The sequence below is a fragment of the Pedococcus bigeumensis genome, from assembly GCF_006438965.1.
Lineage (GTDB): Bacteria > Actinomycetota > Actinomycetes > Actinomycetales > Dermatophilaceae > Pedococcus > Pedococcus bigeumensis_A.
This window is the reverse complement of the sequence record NZ_RCZM01000001.1, coordinates 545,301-564,569: the sequence shown is the minus strand read 5'-3', so window position 1 is coordinate 564,569 and position 19,269 is coordinate 545,301. Positions and strand designations below refer to the sequence as shown.

Below are 19,269 nucleotides of genomic sequence, written 5' to 3'. Positions count from 1 at the left end.
CACCCCACCGCTGGGTCACCCGATGCTGTAGTCCGACCCGTCGGCACCCTTCGGCGCACCACCGGCGGCGGCCCGACCTCGGCTCCAGGACCACGCGTACTTGCCGTCGTCGACGGCTCGGCCACCCTCGCCCAGCTCCAGGGGTCGGAACGTGTCGACCATGACGGCGAGCTCGTCGAAGTACTCGACGCCGATCGAGCCCTCGGACGCACCAGGCTGTGGGCCGTGCGCGTGACCCCCGGGGTGCACCGAGATCGAGCCCTTGCCGATGCCCGACCCCTTGCGCGCCTCGTAGTCGCCGTCGACGTAGAACATGATCTCGTCGCTGTCGACGTTCGAGTGGTAGTACGGCACCGGGATCGACAGCGGGTGGTAGTCCACCTTGCGCGGCACGAAGTTGCAGATGACGAAGTTCCAGCCCTCGAAGACCTGGTGCACCGGCGGCGGCTGGTGCACCCGCCCCGTAATCGGCTCGTAGTCGCTGACGTTGAACGCGTAGGGGTAGAGGCAGCCGTCCCAGCCCACGACGTCGAGCGGGTGGAACGGCAGAGTGTGCACGGTCCCGACGATTCCCCCGGGCCCGGTGCCGCGGTGCTTGAGGTAGACCTCGGTCTCGTCGCCCGCCTTGGCACCCACGTCCTCGGCAAGGAGCGGCCCAGACGGCTGTCGCAGGTCGCGCTCGCAGTAGGGCGCGTGCTCGAGCAGCTGCCCGTACTTGCTCAGGTAGCGCTTCGGCGGCGCGATGTGCGAGTTGGCCTCGATGCAGTAGGCCCGAAGCGGTTCCTTGGTGGAGCGCTTCGGGATCCACCGGTGGGTCGTGGCCCGGGGGATCACGAGGTAGTCGCCCTGCGCCACGTCGAACGCGCCGAACACCGTCTCGACGCGCGCCGCCCCGCGCTCGACGTACACGCACTCGTCACCGATCCCGTTGCGGTACCACGGGCTGGGAGCCCCGGCCACGGCATACGAGATGCGGACGTCACCGTTGCCGAGGACGAGACGACGCCCGGTCACGACGTCGGTGTTCTTGACGTCCTTGGCCTCGAACAGGTCGTGCAGCTTGAGGTGCCGTGGCGTGAGCGGGTGGTTCGGCGTGGTCGACAGGTCGCCGATGGCCCACTCGCGCGCAGCCGCGATGGTCGAGGGGATGTTGCGGTGGTAGAGCAGCGAGGAGTCCGAGGAGAACCCCTCCTCCCCCATCAGCTCCTCGTAGTAGAGCTCGCCCTTCTTCCCGCGGCCGGCCGGCCGGCGGTGCTGGGTGTGTCTCTTGGGCGGGATGCTGCCCATCGCCTGGTAGTGCGCCACAGGTCCACCTCGGTGTGGTCTCGCGTCGGTGCGGGCCGGGTCCTCGGCCCCGTCCCACCCTAGTAGCCTGCCCGTCATGCCACCGCTGTCGGATGCCCGCGCCGACCGCCCTGCCGAGCCGTCCCTGTTCGCCTCCCTCGTGGACGACGCCGCGGTCTTCCCGCCCGGCAACGCGCCGCTTCCCGAAGCGGTCCGCAGGCACCGCGTCCACCGCACCAGCGGGTATGCCGCGTGCGTGGGTCCGCTGCTCGTCCCCGCTTCCGCGGCCGGTGACCTCGAGCCCCTGCTCGATCGTGAGCCGCTGCGCGTGGGGGTCATCGGTCGCCCCGGCACCCCCGGCGAGGTGGTGGCCGCCGCCGTCGGGGTGCTGCGCTCAACCACTGGAGTCGAGGTCGCGGGTGCAGAGCTCGGCTGGACGCCCGACTGGCGGGCCACCGACCTCGGCGGGCTGCCCCTCAGTCTCGAGGTGCCCCGAGGCTCGGACCAGGTGGCTGCCATCGCCGACATCGCCTCCGACGCCTCGGATCTCGCCCCGCTGCAGGCGAAGTTCCGCACCGGCGCGACCGAGACGTGGGCCTGGCCGGACGAGACCGAGCTGGCGACGTTCGTCCGCGCGGCCATCGACCACGACCTCGGCTTCAAGCTCACCGGCGGCCTGCATCACGCCCTTCGCGGCACCCACGACGGCGAGGAGCAGCACGGCCTGCTCAACGTCCTCGCCGCCGTCCGGTGGGCGCTCAACGGCGAGGAGGTCGACGAGCTCGTTCCCCTTCTGGCGGAACGCGATCCGGCCGTCCTCGTCCCCCAGATCACCCGGATGAGCGCTGCCGACGCGGCGATCGTGCGGGCCTTCTTCACGGCATACGGATGCTGTGAGGTGACCGACCCGATCGGCGAGCTCACCACGCTCGGCCTCGTCCAAGGAGCCTGACTTGTCCTCCGCCAGCACCTGGCTCGACCTGCCCGACGACCACCCGTTCGGCCTCGCCAACCTGCCCTACGGCGTCTTCTCGACCAACGGCACCGCCCCCCGGGTCGGGGTGCGGATCGGTGACTGGGTGCTCGACGCCGGCGCGGTGGCGCAGATCGGGAAGGACGCGGTGGGGGTCGGCGATGGGCCGGATCTCGCTGTGGCGTGGGCGAACCCGAGCCTCAACCCCTTCCTCGAGCTTGGGCATCAGGCGTGGACCATCGCGCGGGACTGGCTCACCGAGGTCTTCTCGGAGGCGGTCCACGAGGAGGCTGTCCGACCTCACCTCATCCCGCTGGGCGAGGTCACCATGCACCTGCCGATCGCGGTGGCCGACTACGTCGACTTCTACGCCAGCGAGCACCACGCCACGAACGTCGGCAAGATCTTCCGTCCCAACTCCGAGCCGCTCACCCCGAACTGGAAGCACCTGCCCATCGGGTACCACGGCCGCTCAGGCACGGTGGTGGTGTCCGGCACCGACGTGGTCCGACCGAGCGGCCAGCGCAAGGCTCCTGCCGACCCGGCACCGACCTTCGGGCCGAGCCGCAAGCTGGACATCGAGGCCGAGCTGGGGTTCGTCGTGGGCGGCAGCACCACGTTGGGCGCGAGCGTCGACGTCTCATTGGCCGCCGAGCAGCACCTGTTCGGGGTCGTGCTGCTCAACGACTGGAGCGCGCGTGACATCCAGGCCTGGGAGTACGTCCCGCTGGGCCCGTTCCTCGGCAAGTCGTTCGGAACGTCGATCTCTGCCTGGGTGACGCCGATGGCTGCCCTCGAGGCGGCACGTTCAGCGCTGCCGACCCAGGACCCGCTCCCCCTGCCCTACCTGCGCGGCGCCGCCGATGCCGTCTTCGGGCTCGACATCCACGTCGAGGTCGAGTGGAACGGGACCGTCGTGTCACGCCCTGAGTACCGCGACATGTACTGGGCGCCCGCGCAGATGCTCGCGCACCTGACCGTGAACGGGGCGTCGATCCGCAGCGGTGACCTGTTCGGCTCGGGCACCATCTCCGGGGCGGCTCGGGACAGCCGCGGCAGCTTCCTCGAGCTCTCCTGGAACGGCACCGAGCCGGTCACGATGACCGACGGCAGCGAGCGCAGCTTCCTCGAGGACGGTGACACCGTCGTGCTGCGCGCGTGGGCGCCGGGTCCCGCTGGTTCGCGGATCGGGCTCGGCGAGGTCGGCGGGCGGATCCTCCCCGCTCGCTGAGCGACCGCGCAGCGTTACCCGCCGCGCACGTACCCACCGGGCAGCGCCGCGCGGAAGGGCTGGCGCGGCGGCAGGGCTAGCGGGGCGGCTGCCTGCCGACGACCACGTTGGTGCCGGCGATCTTGTCGTGCAGCGCCTGCTTCTTGTCGTCCCAGAGCGGCCAGCTCAGGTCGACCGCTGAACCCAGCAGGTAGGCCAGCTGCAGCAGCGGGACGAGGGGCAGCAGTCCCAGGACCGTCTGCAGCAAGCGACGGCGGACGGCGATCGACCAGCCGACGCGTCCGGGCGCCGCGCGTCGACGGACACTGATCCCGAGCAGCAGCTTTCCGGGTGTCGCCGACAACAGCGCGACGAAGATGACGTGGTAGAGGAAGCTCGTCGCCAGCCCGATCAGGGTCAGCGGCACGAGGTTCTGCTCCGACATGTTCATCACCGCGTCGAGGAAGCTGGTGGAGGTGCCACCGGCGACGAAGTCGTCCACGGCCTTCTGCAGCTCGCCACTGGAGCTGAGCTGCACCGGCGCCGACAACAGCCCGCCGAGGACGCTCGTCACGACGAAGTCGATGGCAAAGGCCCCAGCCCGTCGCCCATAGCTCGCCAGGGGCTGGCCGTCCGGGGTCGTCGGCACCGGCTGCCAGCCCGGGTAGGCGGTGGCGTTCCAGCCACCCTGCTGCGGGGTCCCGGGGAACTGCTGGTTCTGGCCCGGGTACTGCTGACCGGGCTGGCCCGGCTGCTGCCAGCCGGCCTGCTGGGGACTACCGGGCGACGTCGCCTGTGGTGCTCCGGGCGTGGTTGCGGGCCCAGCGGGTGGCGCGCCTGCTCCGGGAGCCGTCGGCGCGGCATACCCCGGGGCCTGCTGGGGGGCCTGCGCCTGGACCTGGCCGGGGTACTGGGGTGCGTGCCCCTGCCCGGGGAACTCCTGCTGACCGGGCTGGGCAGCCGCGGAGTTCACCCTCGTCGAGCGCGGGGTGGTGTGCTTGGACCAGACCACACCGTCGAAGTAGCGCAGCTGCTGGTCGTTCTCGGGGTCGTCGTACCAGCCGGCTTTCGTGGGCATGTCCATGTGCCCAGCCTCTCACGCTGGCTGCGAGGTCCCCGCCAGTCATGCCAGCGCAGAGAGCAGCCCCAGCCCCAGGACAGACGCCGGGTATGCCGGGTGGCGACCACCCGGCATACCCTGCCTGTCGCTCAGAGGTTGCCGCGGGCGTCCTGCTCGCGCTCGATGGCCTCGAACAGCGCCTTGAAGTTGCCCTTGCCGAAGCCGAGCGAGCCGTGCCGCTCGATGATCTCGAAGAACACCGTGGGGCGGTCGCCGAGCGGCTTGGTGAAGATCTGCAGGAGGTAGCCGTCCTCGTCGCGGTCGACGAGGATCTTGCGCTTCTGCAGCTCCTCGATCGGCGCACGCACCTCACCGATGCGCGAGCGCAGCTCCTCGTCCCCGTAGTAGGAGTCCGGGGTGTCGAGGAACTCGACGCCGTTGGCGCGCAGCTCGTCGACGGTGCGCAGGATGTCGTTCGTCGCCAGCGCGAGGTGCTGGGCGCCGGGACCGTTGTAGAACTCGAGGTACTCGTCGATCTGGCTCTTGCGCTTAGCGATGGCCGGCTCGTTCAGCGGGAACTTGACGCGGTGGTTGCCGTTGGCGACCACCTTGGACATCAGCGCGGAGTAGTCGGTGGCGATGTCGTCGCCGATGAACTCGGCCATGTTCACGAAGCCCATGACCTTGTTGTAGAAGGTGACCCACTCGTCCATCTTGCCGAGCTCGACGTTTCCGACGATGTGGTCGAGGGCCTGGAAGAGCCGCTTCGGGGCGCCGTCGCGCTTGACCCAGGACGACTGCCGCGCGACGTAGCCGGGCAGGTAGGGACCGGTGTAGCCGGAGCGGTCGACGAGGGTGTGGACGGTCTCGCCATAGGTCGCGATCGACGCGATCCGGACGGTGCCGTGCTCGTCGGTGATGTCCTCGGCCTCGCGGACCACGCGGGCACCGGCGGACTTGGCCTGGGCGACGCACTTGTCCACGTCGGGCACCTCGAGGGAGATGTCGACGACGCCGTCCCCGTGCTTGGCGTGATGCTCGATGAGCGGGCTGTCGGGGCTGACCGCGCCGTTGATGACGAACCGGATCGAGCCGGACTTGAGGACGAACGACTTGTGGTCGCGCTGGCCGTTCTCGGGACCGCTGTAGGCGACGAGCTCCATGCCCCATGCGGACTGGTAGTAGTGCGCGGTCTGGCTGGCGTTGCCGACCACGAAGACGATCGAGTCCCAGCCGGTGACCGGGAACGGGTCCTTGCTCTCGTCGTACTCGACGAGGCCGACCAGCTGCTTGAGCTGCTCGATGTCGAGGTTGGCCTCGCGCTCCTGCGGGGTCAGGTCAAGGGCGGTGTCGGTCGCGTGGGTCGTCATCCCTGCAGCGTGGCGGCTACGTCCCGGGTGTGCAACTGTATGCCGCCGCGGTGCACAGTCTGCGCACAATGCTGGCTTGTTGGGGTGCGAGTGTGGACAATGTGACCATGAACCTCGACGAGCTCGACGGACGACTGATCACCCTGTTCACCGCGCAGCCGCAGATCGGCGTGCTCGGGGCCTCCCGGGATCTCGGGGTCGCCAGGGGGACGGTCCAGGCGCGGATCGACCGGCTCGGCGATCGCGGGGTGATCCGCTCGTGGGCGCCCCAGATCGACCCCGCGTCGATGGGATACCCGGTGTCGGCGTTCTGCACCCTGGAGATCCGGCAGGGTCGCGGACACACCCCCGTCGTCGACCACCTGTCCGGCATCCCGGAGGTCCTCGAGGCGCACACGATCACCGGATCCGGCGACCTGTTCATCCACATCGTCGCGCGCGACAACGCCGACCTGCAGCGGGTCATCGACGCCGTCGTCGACGACGAGCACGTCATCCGGGCCAACACGGCCATCTCGCTGGCGACGCGCATCCCGCTGCGCACCCTGCCGCTCGTGCAGTCGGCCAGCGAGCGGCCCCCACAGTCCTGACCGCTCCCGCACTTCTGGCCACCGGTGGCGGGTTCAGGCCCGGAACCGGCGCCTCATGCGACACCTGTGGCCAGAAGTCGGGCGCGTGGATCAGTCGTCGATGCGGAAGCCGAGCTTGACGGTTACCTGCCAGTGCGCGATCGCGCCGTCAATGATCTGCCCGCGAACGCTCTGCACCTCGAACCAGTCGAGGTTGCGCAGCGTCTTTGCCGCCTGAGTGACAGCGTTGGCGACCGCGGTCTCGACGCTGTCGGGCGAGGTGCCGACGACCTCGGAGATGGAGTACACGTGGTTGGCCATGGCCTGCTCCGTCCTCGGCGGCCCAGTGTCGCCGTCCTCGTCACGCTAGCGCCGCAGCCGGCAGCGCGGCCACCGTCCGAGCGCTGCTGGGTCACCGTCAGAGTGCCAGCGGGTCACGGTCAGCGCGCTACTGGGTCACCGTCAGAGCGCCGGTGGGTCACCGTCAGAGACGGTCGCCGACGAAGACCCAGGTGAAGAAGGCGATTCCGAGCAGCATTCCGACGTGCCCCAGTGCCGACAGCCAGGGTCCGTGCGCCCAGCCGTCGTCGGTGGCGCCGGTCGCGTGACGACCTCGGGTGGGCAACCACCGGGCCAGCACGATCAGGCCGATCAGGACCACCACCCACCGGGCGACCATCGCCACCCAGCCGACCAGACGGGGCGCGCCGACGAGCCACGCGATCCACGTTGCGAGCGCGACCACCCCCAGCGTCGTGTGCGAGTTCAGCAGTCCGCGCGGGGTCTCGGTCACCCCGGACTGCTTCTCGGTGGCGATCAGCCGTGAGCGCGTAAGCATCACGACGACCGCGGCGAGGGCGGTCAGCATCCAGACTGCGTTGACGAGGTCCACGCCGACACCCTGTCGTGAGGAGGCTGCCCAGTGCAATGTGCCCTGGAGTCGACTGCGTGGAACCGCGACCTAGACCGAGGAGAAGGCCTCGGGGTCGGTGCTCAGCCGCGCCCGGAACGCGTTGTCGAGGGCCGCGTCGTCCTCGATGGCCTCGTCGTAGTGGTTCTCCGACGACAGCTCGAGGGCGCTGGCGGCATCAGGATCGTCGAGGGCCCCGTCCGCGATCGCCCGACGGACGGCCGCGATGGCCTCCGATGCCGCCGGCACGTGCAGCCAGCGGTAGCCCGCCTCGGCGGCGTCGAGCTCCTCGTCGGTCATGTTCTCCACGGCGTCCAGGACACCACCCGACATCGCGGAGCTGTGCAACCTCAGTGCGGCAGCGAGGGCCTGGTCACCGGCGCCCGGCGTCGGGCCTCCGGACTCGAGTGCCGCACGGTTCCAGATGCTGTCAGCCACGTCCATGAGGGCAGCATGTCACCTCCTGCTGGGCCGGCGCAGGGCGAAACCCCGTCAGCGCCACGGAATGGTCGTCCCGAAGGCAGCTCGCGTGCGCCCGGTCAGCGACGTCCGACGAACCAGGCCCTGATCTTCTCGACCCGCGCCACGACCTGCTCGGAGGTGGCCTCCTCGAGGGATGGTCCACCGCAGGCCCGCCGCAGGTCGTTGTGCACGACGCCGTGCGGCGCGCCCTTCTTGCGGGCGTACGCGGCAACCAGCTTGTTGAGCTCCTGTCGCTGGGCTGCCAGAGCTCGGTGCGCCGAAACCTGCTGCGGCGCAGCGCTCTTGGGCCGGCGCGTGCTCTGGGCTGCCTGCCGCTCGTGCAACAGGACCGCCATCTGGTCAGGGTCGAGCAGACCGGGCAGCCCGAGGTACTCCTGCTCCTCGTCGGACCCGGTCACGGCGTTGAGGCCGAACTGCTTGGCGTCGAACAGGACGTGGTCGAACTCGGCGTCGGACTCCAGCGCCTCGAAGGCCATCGCGTCGATGTCGGGGGTGCGGGCAGTCCGGTTGGCGGCGTCGAGCAGGGCGTCCTCCTCGGCCCACATCGACGCGGCACTGTCATCCTTGCTCACCCGGTCGAGTGCGTGGTCGCGCTCGTCCTCCAGGCGGGCCGCGTGCTCGAGGATCACCGGGACCGACGGCAGGAAGACCGACGCCGTCTCGCCCCTGCGGCGGGCCCGGACGAACCGGCCGACGGCCTGCGCGAAGAACAGCGGCGTCGACGTGGACGTGGCGTAGACACCGACGCACAGCCGCGGCACGTCGACACCCTCGGACACCATGCGCACGGCCACCATCCAGCGTGACTCGCTCGCGGCATACTCCTCGATCCGCGCGGACGAGCCCGCGTCGTCGGAGAGCACGAGCGTCGGCTTCTCGCCTGTCAGGGCCTCCAGGATCCGCGCATACGCACGCGCCGCGGTCTGGTTGGACGCGATGACGAGGCCGCCCGCGTCCGGCACCCCGCGACGCACCTCGGTCAGCCGCTTGTCGGCCGCCGCCAGCACCGACGGGATCCACTCCCCCTTGGGGTCCAGCGCGGTCCGCCAAGCCTGCGCCATCGAGTCCTTGGTGAGCATCTCGCCGAGCCGGGCTGCGATCTCGTCGCCGGCCTTGGTGCGCCAGCGCATCGCCCCGCCGTAGGCGAGGAACAGCACCGGCCGCACGACACCGTCACGCAACGCCTCGGCATACCCGTAGGTGTAGTCGGCGGACGAGCGACGGATGCCGTCCCGGTCCTCGGCGTAGGTCACGAACGGGATCGGTGAGGTGTCGGAGCGGAACGGTGTTCCCGTCAGTGCGAGCCGCCGGGTCGCGGGCTCGAACGCCTCGCGGATCGCGTCGCCCCACGACAGCGCGTCTCCTCCGTGGTGGATCTCGTCCAGGATCACCAGGGTGGGCGCGGACTCGGTGCGGGTGCGGTGCAGCGACGGCTTGCTCGCCACCTGGGCGTAGGTCAGCGCGACGCCGTCGTACTCGCTGGAGTGCCGGGCCGAGGTGTTGGAGAACTTCGGGTCGATGTGGATGCCGACCTTGGCGGCGGCGTCGGCCCACTGGGTCTTCAGGTGCTCGGTGGGCGCCACGATCGTCACCGCCGAGATGGTGCCGCGGCCGAGCAGCTCGGTGGCCAGGCGGAGCGCGTAGGTGGTCTTGCCGGCGCCCGGCGTCGCCACCGCGAGGAAGTCCTTGGGGTCGACCCGCAGGTATGCCGTGAGCGCGGCCTGCTGCCAGGCGCGCAGCTTGTCGGCAGTGCCCCAGGCCGCCCGCTCCGGGAACGCTGGTGAAAGGTGCGAGGCGGCGGCGGTACTCATAGGGCGGCCACGTTATCCGTTGCCGTGAAACGACATGCCGAGGCCCCGGCGTCTGCGCCGGGGCCTCGGTGGTGTGCTAGAGCGTGTCGCCCGGAGGCGTCACGTCAGGGGGTGGTCAGTGGCCCTGTCGGTAGGTGACCCAGGCGTTCTGCGCGCGGGTGACCTGACCGGCCGTGAACGAGTTCATGCACGCGTCGTCCGTGTAGTCCATGAAGTTCTTGATCGGGTCCAGGCCGGGCTTGCTGGCGCAGCTGTCACGACCGGTCGGGCACCCGAACGCCGGGGAGGCCTCGGCGTTCGTGTCGGCCACGTAGTCGCCGTTGCCGTTACAGCCGCCCTGGAACGTGTGGTAGAGCCCGAACCAGTGGCCGGCCTCGTGGGTGGCGGTGTCACCCAGGTTGTACGGCGCAGCGCTGCCACCGGGCAGGCTCTGGTCGAGGACGACGACTCCGTCCATCGCGTCGTAGGTCGACTTCGGGAAGGTCGCCCAGCCGAGCAGCCCGCCGGAGAGGTTCGCGGTGTAGATGTTGAGGTCGTCCATCGTGCCCTTGCGCAGAGCGGTCTTCATGGAGCGCTCGGCGGCGCTGCCCTGGGCGAGGTTGTACCAGGTGGAGTTGTTGGTCTTGTCCACCCCGGCATTGACGAAGGAGAAGCCGGTGCCGCTGTAGGCGCTGTTGAGCACACTCAGCTGGCTGTTGACCAGACCCGACACGTCCCCGGTGGTGCCGCTGGTGATCACGTGGAAGTAGACGTTGACCGGCGTGGGGGTGAAGGCGCCGCCACCGCCCGGCTTCCGGGCCGAGCCGTTGGCCGTCTTCGTGAAGCCCTTGGCTGCCATCGCCTTGGCGAGGCTGGCCTCCATGGCCTTGGCCTGGGCGTCCGACAGCTCGTTGCCGTCTTTGCGGTTGCCACCCTGCGCGCTCCTCGCGGAGTTGACCGCGTCGGTGTGCGTCGCGCAGTCGGCGGCGACGGTGTTCAGACCGGCCATCGGCTGGGCAACTGCGCCGGCCTGACCGAGGCCGAGTGCGGCGGCTCCGAGGATCAGGGAGGACAGGGCGATTCGAGAGCGAAGCTTCATGAGCGTCCTTTCGCGGGTCACCACCTCCGGATCGGAAGGTGGGTCGACCTTGCACGCTAGGAGCCGACGCCCCTGCTCAGGGATGCAAAGAGGCAGGCAGAGGTAAAGAGTCGTTCAGGCTTTGGGTCGAACCGTACCCAACCGGACGCAAACCGATACATGCCCACGCGGGACCTGCGTCGACGCCCGTCCGCGTCAGCTCACTCCCCGCCGTCCTGCGGTGCGCGCAGGCCTTCGTAGATCTCCTTGCACGTCGGGCAGACCGGGAACTTCTTCGGGTCCCGACCCGGGATCCAGACCTTGCCGCACAGCGCCACGACCGGGTCGCCGGACAGGGCGCTCTCGAGGATCTTCTCCTTGCGCACATAGTGCGAGAAGCGCTCGTGGTCGCCCGGCTCCTGCAGCTGCTCCTCGACCTGCTCGCGCTCCAGCACGGCGGTCGTGGTCGTGGGCTGGGCCTGCGGGGCCAGCGGGTCGTCCAGGGGGATCTGGGGCTCGCTCATCCCGCGATTGTATGCCGTGAGCAACGGCAGTCGGTCCGAGCCGAAACTTCCGGAGATCCGGAAGTTTCGCTTCCAACAGGCGCAGTCGGCGGCTGGCTCAGTTCATCTCGGGGTCGGTCGGGAAGGTCGCGACGAAGGCCAGGTGGTCCCGTTGGCGGCGCAGCACCCGGGTCCAGAGCTGCTCGGGATCTGCGTCGAAGGCATCGCGCCCCTCGGACTCCACGACGTACCAGCTGCCCGACGCAACCTCCTCCTCGAGCTGCCCCGGTGACCACCCGGCATACCCGGCAAAGATCCGCAGGCCGGCCACCTCGGGCACCACGATCGCCGGCGGGGTGTCGAGGTCGACGAGGCCCAAGCCGCGGAACAGCCGCTTGACGCCCAGCGGCTCGACGTCTCCGGGGACGGTCACCAGCCCGAGTGCGCTGTCGAGGCCGACCGGTCCGCCCTCGAACAGCACCGAGGGGGCGGTGGCGTGCGCCTGCCAGTCGGGCAGGACGGCGTCGACGCGGGCGTCCATCGGACGGTTGAGCACGACTCCCTGCGCGCCCTCCGCATCGTGGTGCAGGAGGAGGACGACGCTGCGACAGAACACCCCGTCGACGATCTGGGGTGTCGCGACGAGCAGGTTGCCCGACAGGTCCGTGGTCTCCACGTCCCCCATTCTGCCTGCCGACGCCAGAGCCCCGGTCGCGGGGACCGGGGCTCTGGCCGTTCAGGTGATGCGGGCCTCAGGTGCTGCGGCGATCAGCTGCCGCTCGCCTCACCTGTGGGCCGGGTATGCCGGGTGGTTCAGCCCCGGGCGGCGCGCGAGTAGCTGGGGCGCTCACCGCGCGAGCCGCCGGAGCGGTCGTCACGGAAGGAGCGGCTGCCGCCACCCTGGCGCGGGCCGCGGGGGCCACCGCCACGGGGGCCGCCCTGGCCGGACGGGCGTCCGCTGCGCTTGTTGCCCTCGAGGACGCGACGAACCTTGTCCTCGGGCACCGGGATGCCGCTGGGGGTCACGGCACCGGTCGCCGCGAGGCGAGCGTCACCGGGGATCGCCTTGGTCGGGACGGCGTCGATGCCGGCGTCCTTGGCCATCCGCTCCATGGTGCGACGCTGGTGCGGCAGGGCGAGGGTCACGACGGTGCCCTTGTCGCCCGCGCGGGCGGTACGGCCGGAGCGGTGCAGGTAGTCCTTGTGGTCGGCCGGCGGATCGACCTGCAGGACGACGGAGACGTCGTCGACGTGGATGCCGCGGGCGGCGACGTCGGTGGCGACGAGGACCGGCAGGCTGCCGTCACGGAAGGCGCCGAGGACGCGGTTGCGCGCGCCCTGGTTGAGCCCACCGTGCAAGGCAGCCGCGAAGACGCCCTGCTCGCGCAGCTGGAGGGCCACGCGGTCGGCACCGAGCTTGGTGCGCACGAAGACCACGGTGCGGCCTGCACGGTTGGCGACCTCTGCCGTGATCGTCTTCTTGTGCATCGGGTCGATGAGCAGCACGTGGTGCTCCATCGTGGTGACCGAGGCCTTGGCGTCGTCGGTCGAGTGCGTCTGCGGGTTGGTGAGGTAGCCCTCGACCAGCTTGTCGACACCCTTGTCCAGGGTGGCCGAGAAGAGCATCCGCTGACCGCCTGCCGGCATCTGGTCGAGGATGGCGGTGACCTCGGGCATGAAGCCCATGTCGGCCATGTGGTCGGCCTCGTCGAGGACGGCGATCTGGATGTCGCGCAGCTGCACGGCCTCGCGCTCGATGAGGTCCTTGAGCCGGCCCGGGGTGGCGATGAGCAGGTCGACGCCGCGGTTCAGCGCGCTGATCTGGGTCGTGTAGGACAGGCCACCGGCGACCAGCTTGTGCTTCAGGCCGAGGACGTGCACGAGCGGCTCGAGCGCGTCGGACACCTGCATGGCCAGCTCGCGGGTCGGCACGAGCACCAGGGCGCGGGGACGACGGGGAGCAGCCTTCTCGCCGTCGGCGAGACGGGACAGCATCGGCAGGCCGAAGGCCAGCGTCTTGCCGGAGCCGGTCTGGCCGCGGCCGAGGATGTCCATGCCGGCCAGGGCGTCCGGGATGGTCGCGGACTGGATCGGGAACGGCGTGGTGATGCCGTCGCGGGCCAGTCGCTCGACCAGGCGCTCGGAGAGGCCGAGTCCGGCGAAGCCGTTGTCGGCGTCGACCGTCACGGGACCGTCGACGGTCTTGCGGGTCGCCTTCACCCAGGTGTCGGCTTCCATGCGCTCGGCCTCGGGGTCGACCTGACCCTCGAAGCTGCGGGCGGGACGGTCGTTGCGGTCGAAGCTGCGGGCGGGGCGGTCGCTGCGGTCGTAGCTGCGAGCCGGCCGGTCGGTCCGGTCGTTGCTGCGGGCCGGGCGCTCGGTGCGGTCGAAGCTGCGCGCGGGTCGGTCGTTGTTGCGGGCCGGACGGTCGTCACGGGTATAGCTGGTCACAGGGCGGTCCTCACGGTTGTACTGACGGGGACCACGGTTCTCACTACGGTCACTGGCATCACGGTCATTGCGACGAACCGGGCGGTCGTCACGGGTGGAGTCGCGGCGCTGCGGCCGGTCGTCACGGTTGAAGGTGCGAGCCGGACGGTCGTCGCGGTCGAAGCTGCGGGCCGGACGGTCGCTGCGGTCGTAGCTGCGCGGCGCGCGGTCGTCACGGTTGAACGTGCGGGCCGGACGGTCGTCGCGGTCGTTGCTGCGTGCGGGACGGTCGCTGCGGTCGTAGCTGCGCGGCGCGCGGTCGTCACGGTTGAACGTGCGAGCCGGACGGTCGCTGCGGTCGTAGCTGCGCGGCGCGCGGTCGTCACGGTTGAAGCTGCGGGCCGGACGGTCGTCGCGGTCGTTGCTGCGTGCGGGACGCTCGCTCCGGTCGTAGCTGCGCGGCGCGCGGTCGTCACGGTTGAACGAGCGGGCCGGACGGTCGCTGCGGTCGTAGCTGCGGGCCGGGCGGTCGTCACGGTTGAAGCTGCGGGCGGGACGGTCGCTGCGCTCGGGGCGACGGTCACCGTCACGGGCCGGACGGGCGGCATACGAGCTGCCGGCGGAGGGCGCAGCGGACTGGCCGCGGTGAGCCTTCTTGGGGCCCTTCTTCGCGTCAGCCTTCTTTTCTGGGGTCCATCGGGCCTTTTTGGGCGCGCCGGATCGCAGGTTTTTGGGCACTGATATTCAACTCACTTCAGGTACTCGAGGTAGACACGTCTCGAGCGACCTGGCGAGGGCAACGAAGAAGACGAGCCTCAGGCCCCTGGGGCCCGTTGGACCGGATCGACAGTTGTCATCCGGTGGGACTGCAGTCGGAGTAGGGAATGCGTCTGTGGCGCCTATGCCACCTCATGGCGCTGCCAGGCGCCGCCGAACTGAGCCAGAGCAGTCTATCAGCGCCGCAGCGCCCTCCCGACCATCACCGACGTGACCCCGAGCACCACCCCGCAAAGGTCTGCGACGGCGTCCCAGGGATCGCCGGACCGGTTCGGGAGGAAGTAGTGCTGGACCAGCTCGCTCACCGGTGCGTGCAACGCCAACAGCCCCACCACGTAGGCCGGCCGGACGCCGGCGAGCAGCCCGGCCAGCGTGGGCGCGAGGAACAGCAGGACGTGGACGACCTTGTCGGTCCATGTCACCGGGCCCTGGATGTCCACCCGCGGCCAGTAGAGCGCAGCCAGGTGGGCGGCCAGCAGGAGCGCGAAGACGACGACGGCAGTCCGGCGCGGTGGGCCGACGACCATGGTGGCGCGCCCAGCGGGCGAGCCGAGCGCGACGCGGGAGGAGTCGGGCGGAGCCTGGTCGTCGGGCGACGAGCTAGCCAATGAGCTCGGGCTCCTCCGCCATGCGTCGCAGCGGCACGGTCTCGGGAGTCGTGCCCAGCACCGCAGCCTTGACCGCGGCCGCGACCACCTTGGAGACGTCCGGGTGGAAGACGCTGGGGATGATGTAGGCGGGGTTGAGCTCCTCCGGGTGGACCACCTCGGAGAGTGCCTTGGCCGCGGCCAGCATCACGTCCTCGTCGATGGACTTGGAGGCAGCGTCGAGCAGGCCGCGGAACACTCCGGGGAAGACCAGCACGTTGTTGATCTGGTTGGCGAAGTCGGAACGCCCGGTGGCCACGACGGCGGCGTGCTGCGCGGCCGCGATGGGGTCGACCTCGGGCTCGGGGTTGGCCATGGCGAAGACGATCGCCCCGTCGTTCATCGTGGCGATGTCGTCACCGGTGAGGATGCCGGGCGCCGAGACACCGACGAACACGTCGGCACCGGCGATAGCGTCCTTGAGCGAGCCGGTCACGCCACGGTGGTTGGTGTTCGCGGCCGACCAGGCCAGCGCCGGGTGCTGTCCGGACGCGATGTCCTCACGGTCGGCGTGCAGCACACCGAACTGGTCGGCCACCACGACGTCGGTGGCGCCGGCCTTGAGCAGCAGCTTGAGGATCGCCGTGCCGGCGGCTCCCGCACCCGACATGACCACGCGGCACTCGCTGAGCTCCTTGCCGACCACGCGCAGCGCGTTGCGCAGCGCAGCCAGGGTGACGATCGCGGTGCCGTGCTGGTCGTCGTGGAAGACCGGGATGTCGAGCTCCTCGCGCAGTCGCGCTTCGATCTCGAAGCAGCGGGGCGCGGAGATGTCCTCGAGGTTGATGCCGGCGAAGACGGGGCTGATCGCCTTGACCGTGCGGATGATCTCCTCGGTGTCCTGGGTGTCGAGGCAGATCGGGAAGGCGTCGATGTCGGCGAACCGCTTGAACAGCGCGGCCGTGCCCTCCATGACCGGGAGCGCCGCGAGTGGGCCGATGTTGCCCAGGCCGAGGACCGCCGACCCGTCGGTCACCACGGCCACGGTGTTGCGCTTGATTGTCAGGCGTCGGGCGTCGGCGGGGTTCTCGGCGATTGCGAGGCAGACGCGGGCCACGCCCGGGGTGTAGATCAGCGAAAGGTCGTCGCGGTTGCGGATCGGGACCTTGGACTCGATCTTGAGCTTGCCGCCCAGGTGGGCGAGGAAGGTGCGGTCGGAGACCTTGCCGATCTCCACGCCGTGCACCCCGCGCATCGCCTCGACCAGCGCATCGGCGTGGTCGGTGTCACGGGCCGCTGCGGTCACGTCCACGCGCAACCGGTCGGAACCCGAGGCGGTGACGTCGAGACCGGTGACCAGTCCGCCGCCCTTCTCGATGACGCCGGTGAGCTCGGAGACCGCGGTGGCGCGGGCCGGGAGGGTCAACCGGACGGTGATGGAGTTGGACACGGACGGGGCTGCACTCATGGTCGGCATTCTCTCGATTACCGCGGGGTACGCCGAACCGGTGTCGCATCGTGGTCTGCCGCGGCAGCGCGCGCAGCGTCCTGGCGCCGGCGACGCGCGGACCGCCAAGCGGCCCAGTGGAGCTGTCGGGCCAGCAGCACCTGTCCTCGCACCGCGAGCCAGCCGCACACCACCGCCAGCGGCAGCTCGACCCCGACGGCCATCGCCATCGCCACCCAACGGTCGGCGCCGCCCTCCGCCATCACCACGTCGAACCACGCGTCGACCACCAGGACTGTGGCGGTGCCACCGGCGACCGCCGCCAGCCAAGGGCTGTGCCGCACCGCCGCCAGTCCGGTCAGGGCGAGCAGCACGACCAGTCCGACGTCGAAGCCACCCCAGGCGAGGTCGTAGTGCTCGGCCCGCGCCTCACTCGGAAGGGTGATGAACAAGAAGGCGGTCCACGGGACGAGCAGGACTGCAAGTGCCGTGAAGAGCCACCCGACGGTGACCACCCGGCGGGTCCTCTCCAGCGTCGGCGGGACGCCGGCAGCGGCGGCCAGCGGTCCATCCGCCGCCGGGGCCGGCTGCGGGTCCGCGTTCGCGTCAGTCGCCATCGTCGGCTGACCTCCCGGCGTCGGCCCGCAGGAGGTAGCGCTCGTGCTCGATCTCCTTGCCCCAGTAGACCGTGTCGTCCAGCTGCACCACCACGGACTCCCCCACCAGCTCACCGACGACGGCCGCCAGCTCGTCGGACGGCACCCCGGCGCGCCACGGCAGTTCCGGCTTGCCCTCGGCCGCCTCCAGGCCCCAGCGTCCCTCGACCAGCACCATCCGGCCGCCGGGGCGCAACAGCGCCGCCCAGTGCCGCAGCGCCTCGGTGGGGTCGGGCAGCGTCCAGAGGATGTGGCGGGCGAAGACCACGTCGAACGAGCCCGGCTCGAACGGCGGGTCGCCCGCGTCGCCCTGCCGGACCTCGATCGCGGCACCGAACGGTGCTGCCTTGGCCTGCGCCAGCCGCACCATCTCGGTCGAGAGGTCGACGCAGCGGACCTGGTGCCCCATCTCGGCCATCAGCACGCTCATCGTGCCGGTGCCGCAGGCCAGGTCGGCCACCAGCGACGGCGTCGTCGGCAGCCAGGTGCGCAGCAGGTCCTTCCACGCAGAGCGGGTGTCGGAGTCGAGCAGCCCGTGGTCGGGGTAGCTGTCGTACTCGGCTGCGAAGTCGTCCCAGTAGCGGCGGATCTGGTCGGTGCTGGTTCCAGGAGTGCTCATCACCACCAGCCTAGGCTTGTTCCATGACAGGACACAGTGGGTCACACGTCGAGGTCACCGGTTCGGGCACTGCCTCCGCGGCGCCCGACGTGGTCCGCGTCAGGGCCGGCGTGCGCTGCGACGGGGACGACGTCTCGACCGCGCTGGCGGACGCCGGTAACCGCGCCCAGGGCCTGGCCCAGGCGGCCCGCGACCACGGAGTCGCAGCCGCCGACCTGCGCACCACGGGCACCAGGGTCCACCCCCGGCACGACCGGGAGGGAGTCACGGTCGTCGGCTACACGGCATACCAGGGCCTGTCGGTCACGGTGCGCGACCCGGCGCTCGTGGGGAGCCTCGTGGAGGCCTTCGCCGGCGCCGCCGGCAACGCGCTGACCATCGACCACATCGGGCTCGAGCTGGCCGACTCCGCGCCGCTGCTCGCGCAGGCGCGGGAAGCCGCCTTCGCGGACGCCAAGGCCAAGGCGGAGCAGTATGCCGCGCTGGCCGGTCGCGAGCTCGGGAAGGTTGAGCGGCTGTCCGATGTTGAGCGAGGTGGAGCCCAGCCCCGGTTCGCCATGATGGCGGCCGGCAAGGCAGCCGACCTGTCCGTCGAGCTGGGCGAGAACTCGGTGACCGCGACCGTCGCGGTCCGATGGGAGTGGACGTAGACATGGCTAGCACGACGCTGACGGCGGAGAACTTCGAGAAGACCATCCTCGAGGGCGGGACCGTCCTGGTGGACTTCTGGGCCGAGTGGTGTGGGCCGTGCAAGCGGTTCGGGCCGGTCTACGAGGCCGCCTCCGAACAGCACTCCGACATCACCTTCGGCAAGGTCGACACCGAGGCCGAGCAGGCCCTCGCCGCGGCTGCGAACATCACGTCGATCCCCATGCTGATGGGCTTCCGTGACGGCATCCTCGTCTTCGCGCAGGCCGGTGCCCTGCCCGCGCCGATGCTCGAGGACGTCATCGCCAAGGTGCAGGGTCTCGACATGGACGCCGTGCGCGCGGACATCGAGTCGCAGAAGGCCACCGAGACGCAGCAGGCCGCGCAGGGCTGAGCAGGGCCTCGCGGGGGCTGAGCAGGACTAGGCGGTTCGGCCGGCGGTGACCAGCCGACCGGTTCGGGCCCGGAGCAGCAGGCCGGCGCCCACGGCGATGCAGACCACCTCGGCGACCGCTGCCGCGTAGACGTAGAAGCCCTCCCAGTGGGCGTGCACGCCCATCAGACCCACGGTCGTGGAGATGATGAAGGCTCCGAGGGTCGATGCGCCGAACCCCAGGGTGAGGAACGCGGGCAGCCAGTGCTGCCAGGTCAACAGCAGGACCGCGATGACCACCCCGGCAACCGCGTTGACCATGAAGGCCGGCCCGACCGACTGGTCCCGGACGCCGCCGAACCACAGCTTGAGGTGGACCGCGGCCGACACCACCAACGCCAACGCACCCAGTGCTCGCCAGTTCATGATGTTCTCCGTCCGTTCAGGCCGGCCGCCCACGCCGGCGCCCTTGCCACTCAAGACGGTTCAGCTGCGGTCAGGG

At 70.5% G+C, this 19,269-nt stretch carries 21 protein-coding genes; 5 read left to right on the top strand and 16 right to left on the bottom strand.

Going from position 1 to position 19,269, the window contains the following annotated elements:
• Window positions 1–15: 15 nt before the first annotated feature.
• Window positions 16–1,305: a homogentisate 1,2-dioxygenase gene (locus EAH86_RS02525; protein WP_140737028.1), complete on the bottom strand. Its 1,290-nt coding sequence runs from the start codon at window positions 1,303–1,305 to the stop codon at window positions 16–18.
• Window positions 1,306–1,381: 76 nt separating this feature from the next.
• Between EAH86_RS02525 and EAH86_RS02520 the strand changes: the two genes are divergently transcribed.
• Together EAH86_RS02520 and fahA are read left to right on the top strand one after the other, a co-directional pair.
• Window positions 1,382–2,236 (top strand): hypothetical protein, encoded by an 855-nt coding sequence (locus tag EAH86_RS02520; protein WP_140737027.1) that lies wholly within the window; start codon window positions 1,382–1,384, stop codon window positions 2,234–2,236.
• Window position 2,237: 1 nt separating this feature from the next.
• Complete coding sequence (fahA, locus tag EAH86_RS02515; RefSeq protein WP_140737026.1) at window positions 2,238–3,488, top strand: fumarylacetoacetase; 1,251 nt, start codon at window positions 2,238–2,240, stop codon at window positions 3,486–3,488.
• 76 nt (window positions 3,489–3,564) lie between these two features.
• Here the strand turns inward: fahA and EAH86_RS02510 are convergent, their stop codons facing one another.
• Together EAH86_RS02510 and hppD are read right to left on the bottom strand one after the other, a co-directional pair.
• Entirely contained in the window at window positions 3,565–4,551 is a 987-nt protein-coding gene (locus EAH86_RS02510; RefSeq protein ID WP_140737492.1) for an RDD family protein, read from the bottom strand.
• Between the two features lie 125 nt (window positions 4,552–4,676).
• Window positions 4,677–5,897, bottom strand: a complete 1,221-nt coding sequence (gene hppD, locus EAH86_RS02505; protein ID WP_140737025.1) for a 4-hydroxyphenylpyruvate dioxygenase — start codon at window positions 5,895–5,897, stop codon at window positions 4,677–4,679.
• A 107-nt stretch (window positions 5,898–6,004) separates the two neighbouring features.
• On the opposite strand from hppD, the gene EAH86_RS02500 reads away from it, so the two are divergent.
• Window positions 6,005–6,487 (top strand): Lrp/AsnC family transcriptional regulator, encoded by a 483-nt coding sequence (locus EAH86_RS02500; protein ID WP_140737024.1) that lies wholly within the window; start codon window positions 6,005–6,007, stop codon window positions 6,485–6,487.
• Window positions 6,488–6,577: 90 nt separating this feature from the next.
• Here EAH86_RS02500 and EAH86_RS02495 read toward each other — a convergent pair whose 3' ends face one another.
• From EAH86_RS02495 to EAH86_RS02440, 12 genes are all read right to left on the bottom strand, one after another.
• A complete protein-coding gene (locus tag EAH86_RS02495; RefSeq protein ID WP_140737023.1) occupies window positions 6,578–6,787 on the bottom strand; it encodes a dodecin in 210 nt (69 codons plus the stop codon).
• Between the two features lie 163 nt (window positions 6,788–6,950).
• Window positions 6,951–7,358: a hypothetical protein gene (locus tag EAH86_RS02490; protein WP_140737022.1), complete on the bottom strand. Its 408-nt coding sequence runs from the start codon at window positions 7,356–7,358 to the stop codon at window positions 6,951–6,953.
• A gap of 69 nt (window positions 7,359–7,427) precedes the next feature.
• The gene (locus EAH86_RS02485) at window positions 7,428–7,814 is read right to left on the bottom strand and encodes a DMP19 family protein (protein WP_140737021.1); all 387 of its coding nucleotides are present in this window, start codon (window positions 7,812–7,814) and stop codon (window positions 7,428–7,430) included.
• Window positions 7,815–7,915: 101 nt separating this feature from the next.
• Window positions 7,916–9,670, bottom strand: coding sequence for a DEAD/DEAH box helicase (locus tag EAH86_RS02480; protein WP_140737020.1), 1,755 nt, complete (start codon window positions 9,668–9,670; stop codon window positions 7,916–7,918).
• Between the two features lie 115 nt (window positions 9,671–9,785).
• Complete coding sequence (locus EAH86_RS02475; RefSeq protein ID WP_140737019.1) at window positions 9,786–10,748, bottom strand: zinc metalloprotease; 963 nt, start codon at window positions 10,746–10,748, stop codon at window positions 9,786–9,788.
• Window positions 10,749–10,948: 200 nt separating this feature from the next.
• The gene (locus tag EAH86_RS02470; RefSeq protein ID WP_140737018.1) at window positions 10,949–11,251 is read right to left on the bottom strand and encodes a DUF3039 domain-containing protein; all 303 of its coding nucleotides are present in this window, start codon (window positions 11,249–11,251) and stop codon (window positions 10,949–10,951) included.
• A gap of 97 nt (window positions 11,252–11,348) precedes the next feature.
• Window positions 11,349–11,915, bottom strand: a complete 567-nt coding sequence (locus tag EAH86_RS02465) for a YqgE/AlgH family protein (RefSeq protein WP_140737017.1) — start codon at window positions 11,913–11,915, stop codon at window positions 11,349–11,351.
• Window positions 11,916–12,043: 128 nt separating this feature from the next.
• Window positions 12,044–14,398, bottom strand: a complete 2,355-nt coding sequence (locus EAH86_RS02460) for a DEAD/DEAH box helicase (RefSeq protein ID WP_140737016.1) — start codon at window positions 14,396–14,398, stop codon at window positions 12,044–12,046.
• Between the two features lie 215 nt (window positions 14,399–14,613).
• A complete protein-coding gene (locus EAH86_RS02455) occupies window positions 14,614–15,045 on the bottom strand; it encodes a VanZ family protein (protein WP_241668144.1) in 432 nt (143 codons plus the stop codon).
• Window positions 15,038–16,492 (bottom strand): NAD-dependent malic enzyme, encoded by a 1,455-nt coding sequence (locus tag EAH86_RS02450; RefSeq protein ID WP_140737015.1) that lies wholly within the window; start codon window positions 16,490–16,492, stop codon window positions 15,038–15,040. Before EAH86_RS02450 ends, EAH86_RS02455 begins: the two co-directional genes overlap by 8 nt.
• Before the next feature lie 17 nt (window positions 16,493–16,509).
• Complete coding sequence (locus tag EAH86_RS02445) at window positions 16,510–17,088, bottom strand: hypothetical protein (RefSeq protein WP_140737014.1); 579 nt, start codon at window positions 17,086–17,088, stop codon at window positions 16,510–16,512.
• Complete coding sequence (locus EAH86_RS02440; RefSeq protein ID WP_140737013.1) at window positions 17,078–17,746, bottom strand: class I SAM-dependent methyltransferase; 669 nt, start codon at window positions 17,744–17,746, stop codon at window positions 17,078–17,080. Before EAH86_RS02440 ends, EAH86_RS02445 begins: the two co-directional genes overlap by 11 nt.
• Before the next feature lie 23 nt (window positions 17,747–17,769).
• Here EAH86_RS02440 and EAH86_RS02435 point away from each other — a divergent pair, with 23 nt between their 5' ends.
• Together EAH86_RS02435 and trxA are read left to right on the top strand one after the other, a co-directional pair.
• The gene (locus EAH86_RS02435; protein ID WP_140737012.1) at window positions 17,770–18,396 is read left to right on the top strand and encodes an SIMPL domain-containing protein; all 627 of its coding nucleotides are present in this window, start codon (window positions 17,770–17,772) and stop codon (window positions 18,394–18,396) included.
• 2 nt (window positions 18,397–18,398) lie between these two features.
• On the top strand, window positions 18,399–18,788 hold the full coding sequence (trxA, locus tag EAH86_RS02430; RefSeq protein WP_140737011.1) for a thioredoxin: 390 nt from the start codon (window positions 18,399–18,401) through the stop codon (window positions 18,786–18,788).
• A 27-nt stretch (window positions 18,789–18,815) separates the two neighbouring features.
• Here the strand turns inward: trxA and EAH86_RS02425 are convergent, their stop codons facing one another.
• Window positions 18,816–19,193: a hypothetical protein gene (locus tag EAH86_RS02425; protein ID WP_170212758.1), complete on the bottom strand. Its 378-nt coding sequence runs from the start codon at window positions 19,191–19,193 to the stop codon at window positions 18,816–18,818.
• Between the last annotated feature and the right edge of the window lie 76 nt (window positions 19,194–19,269).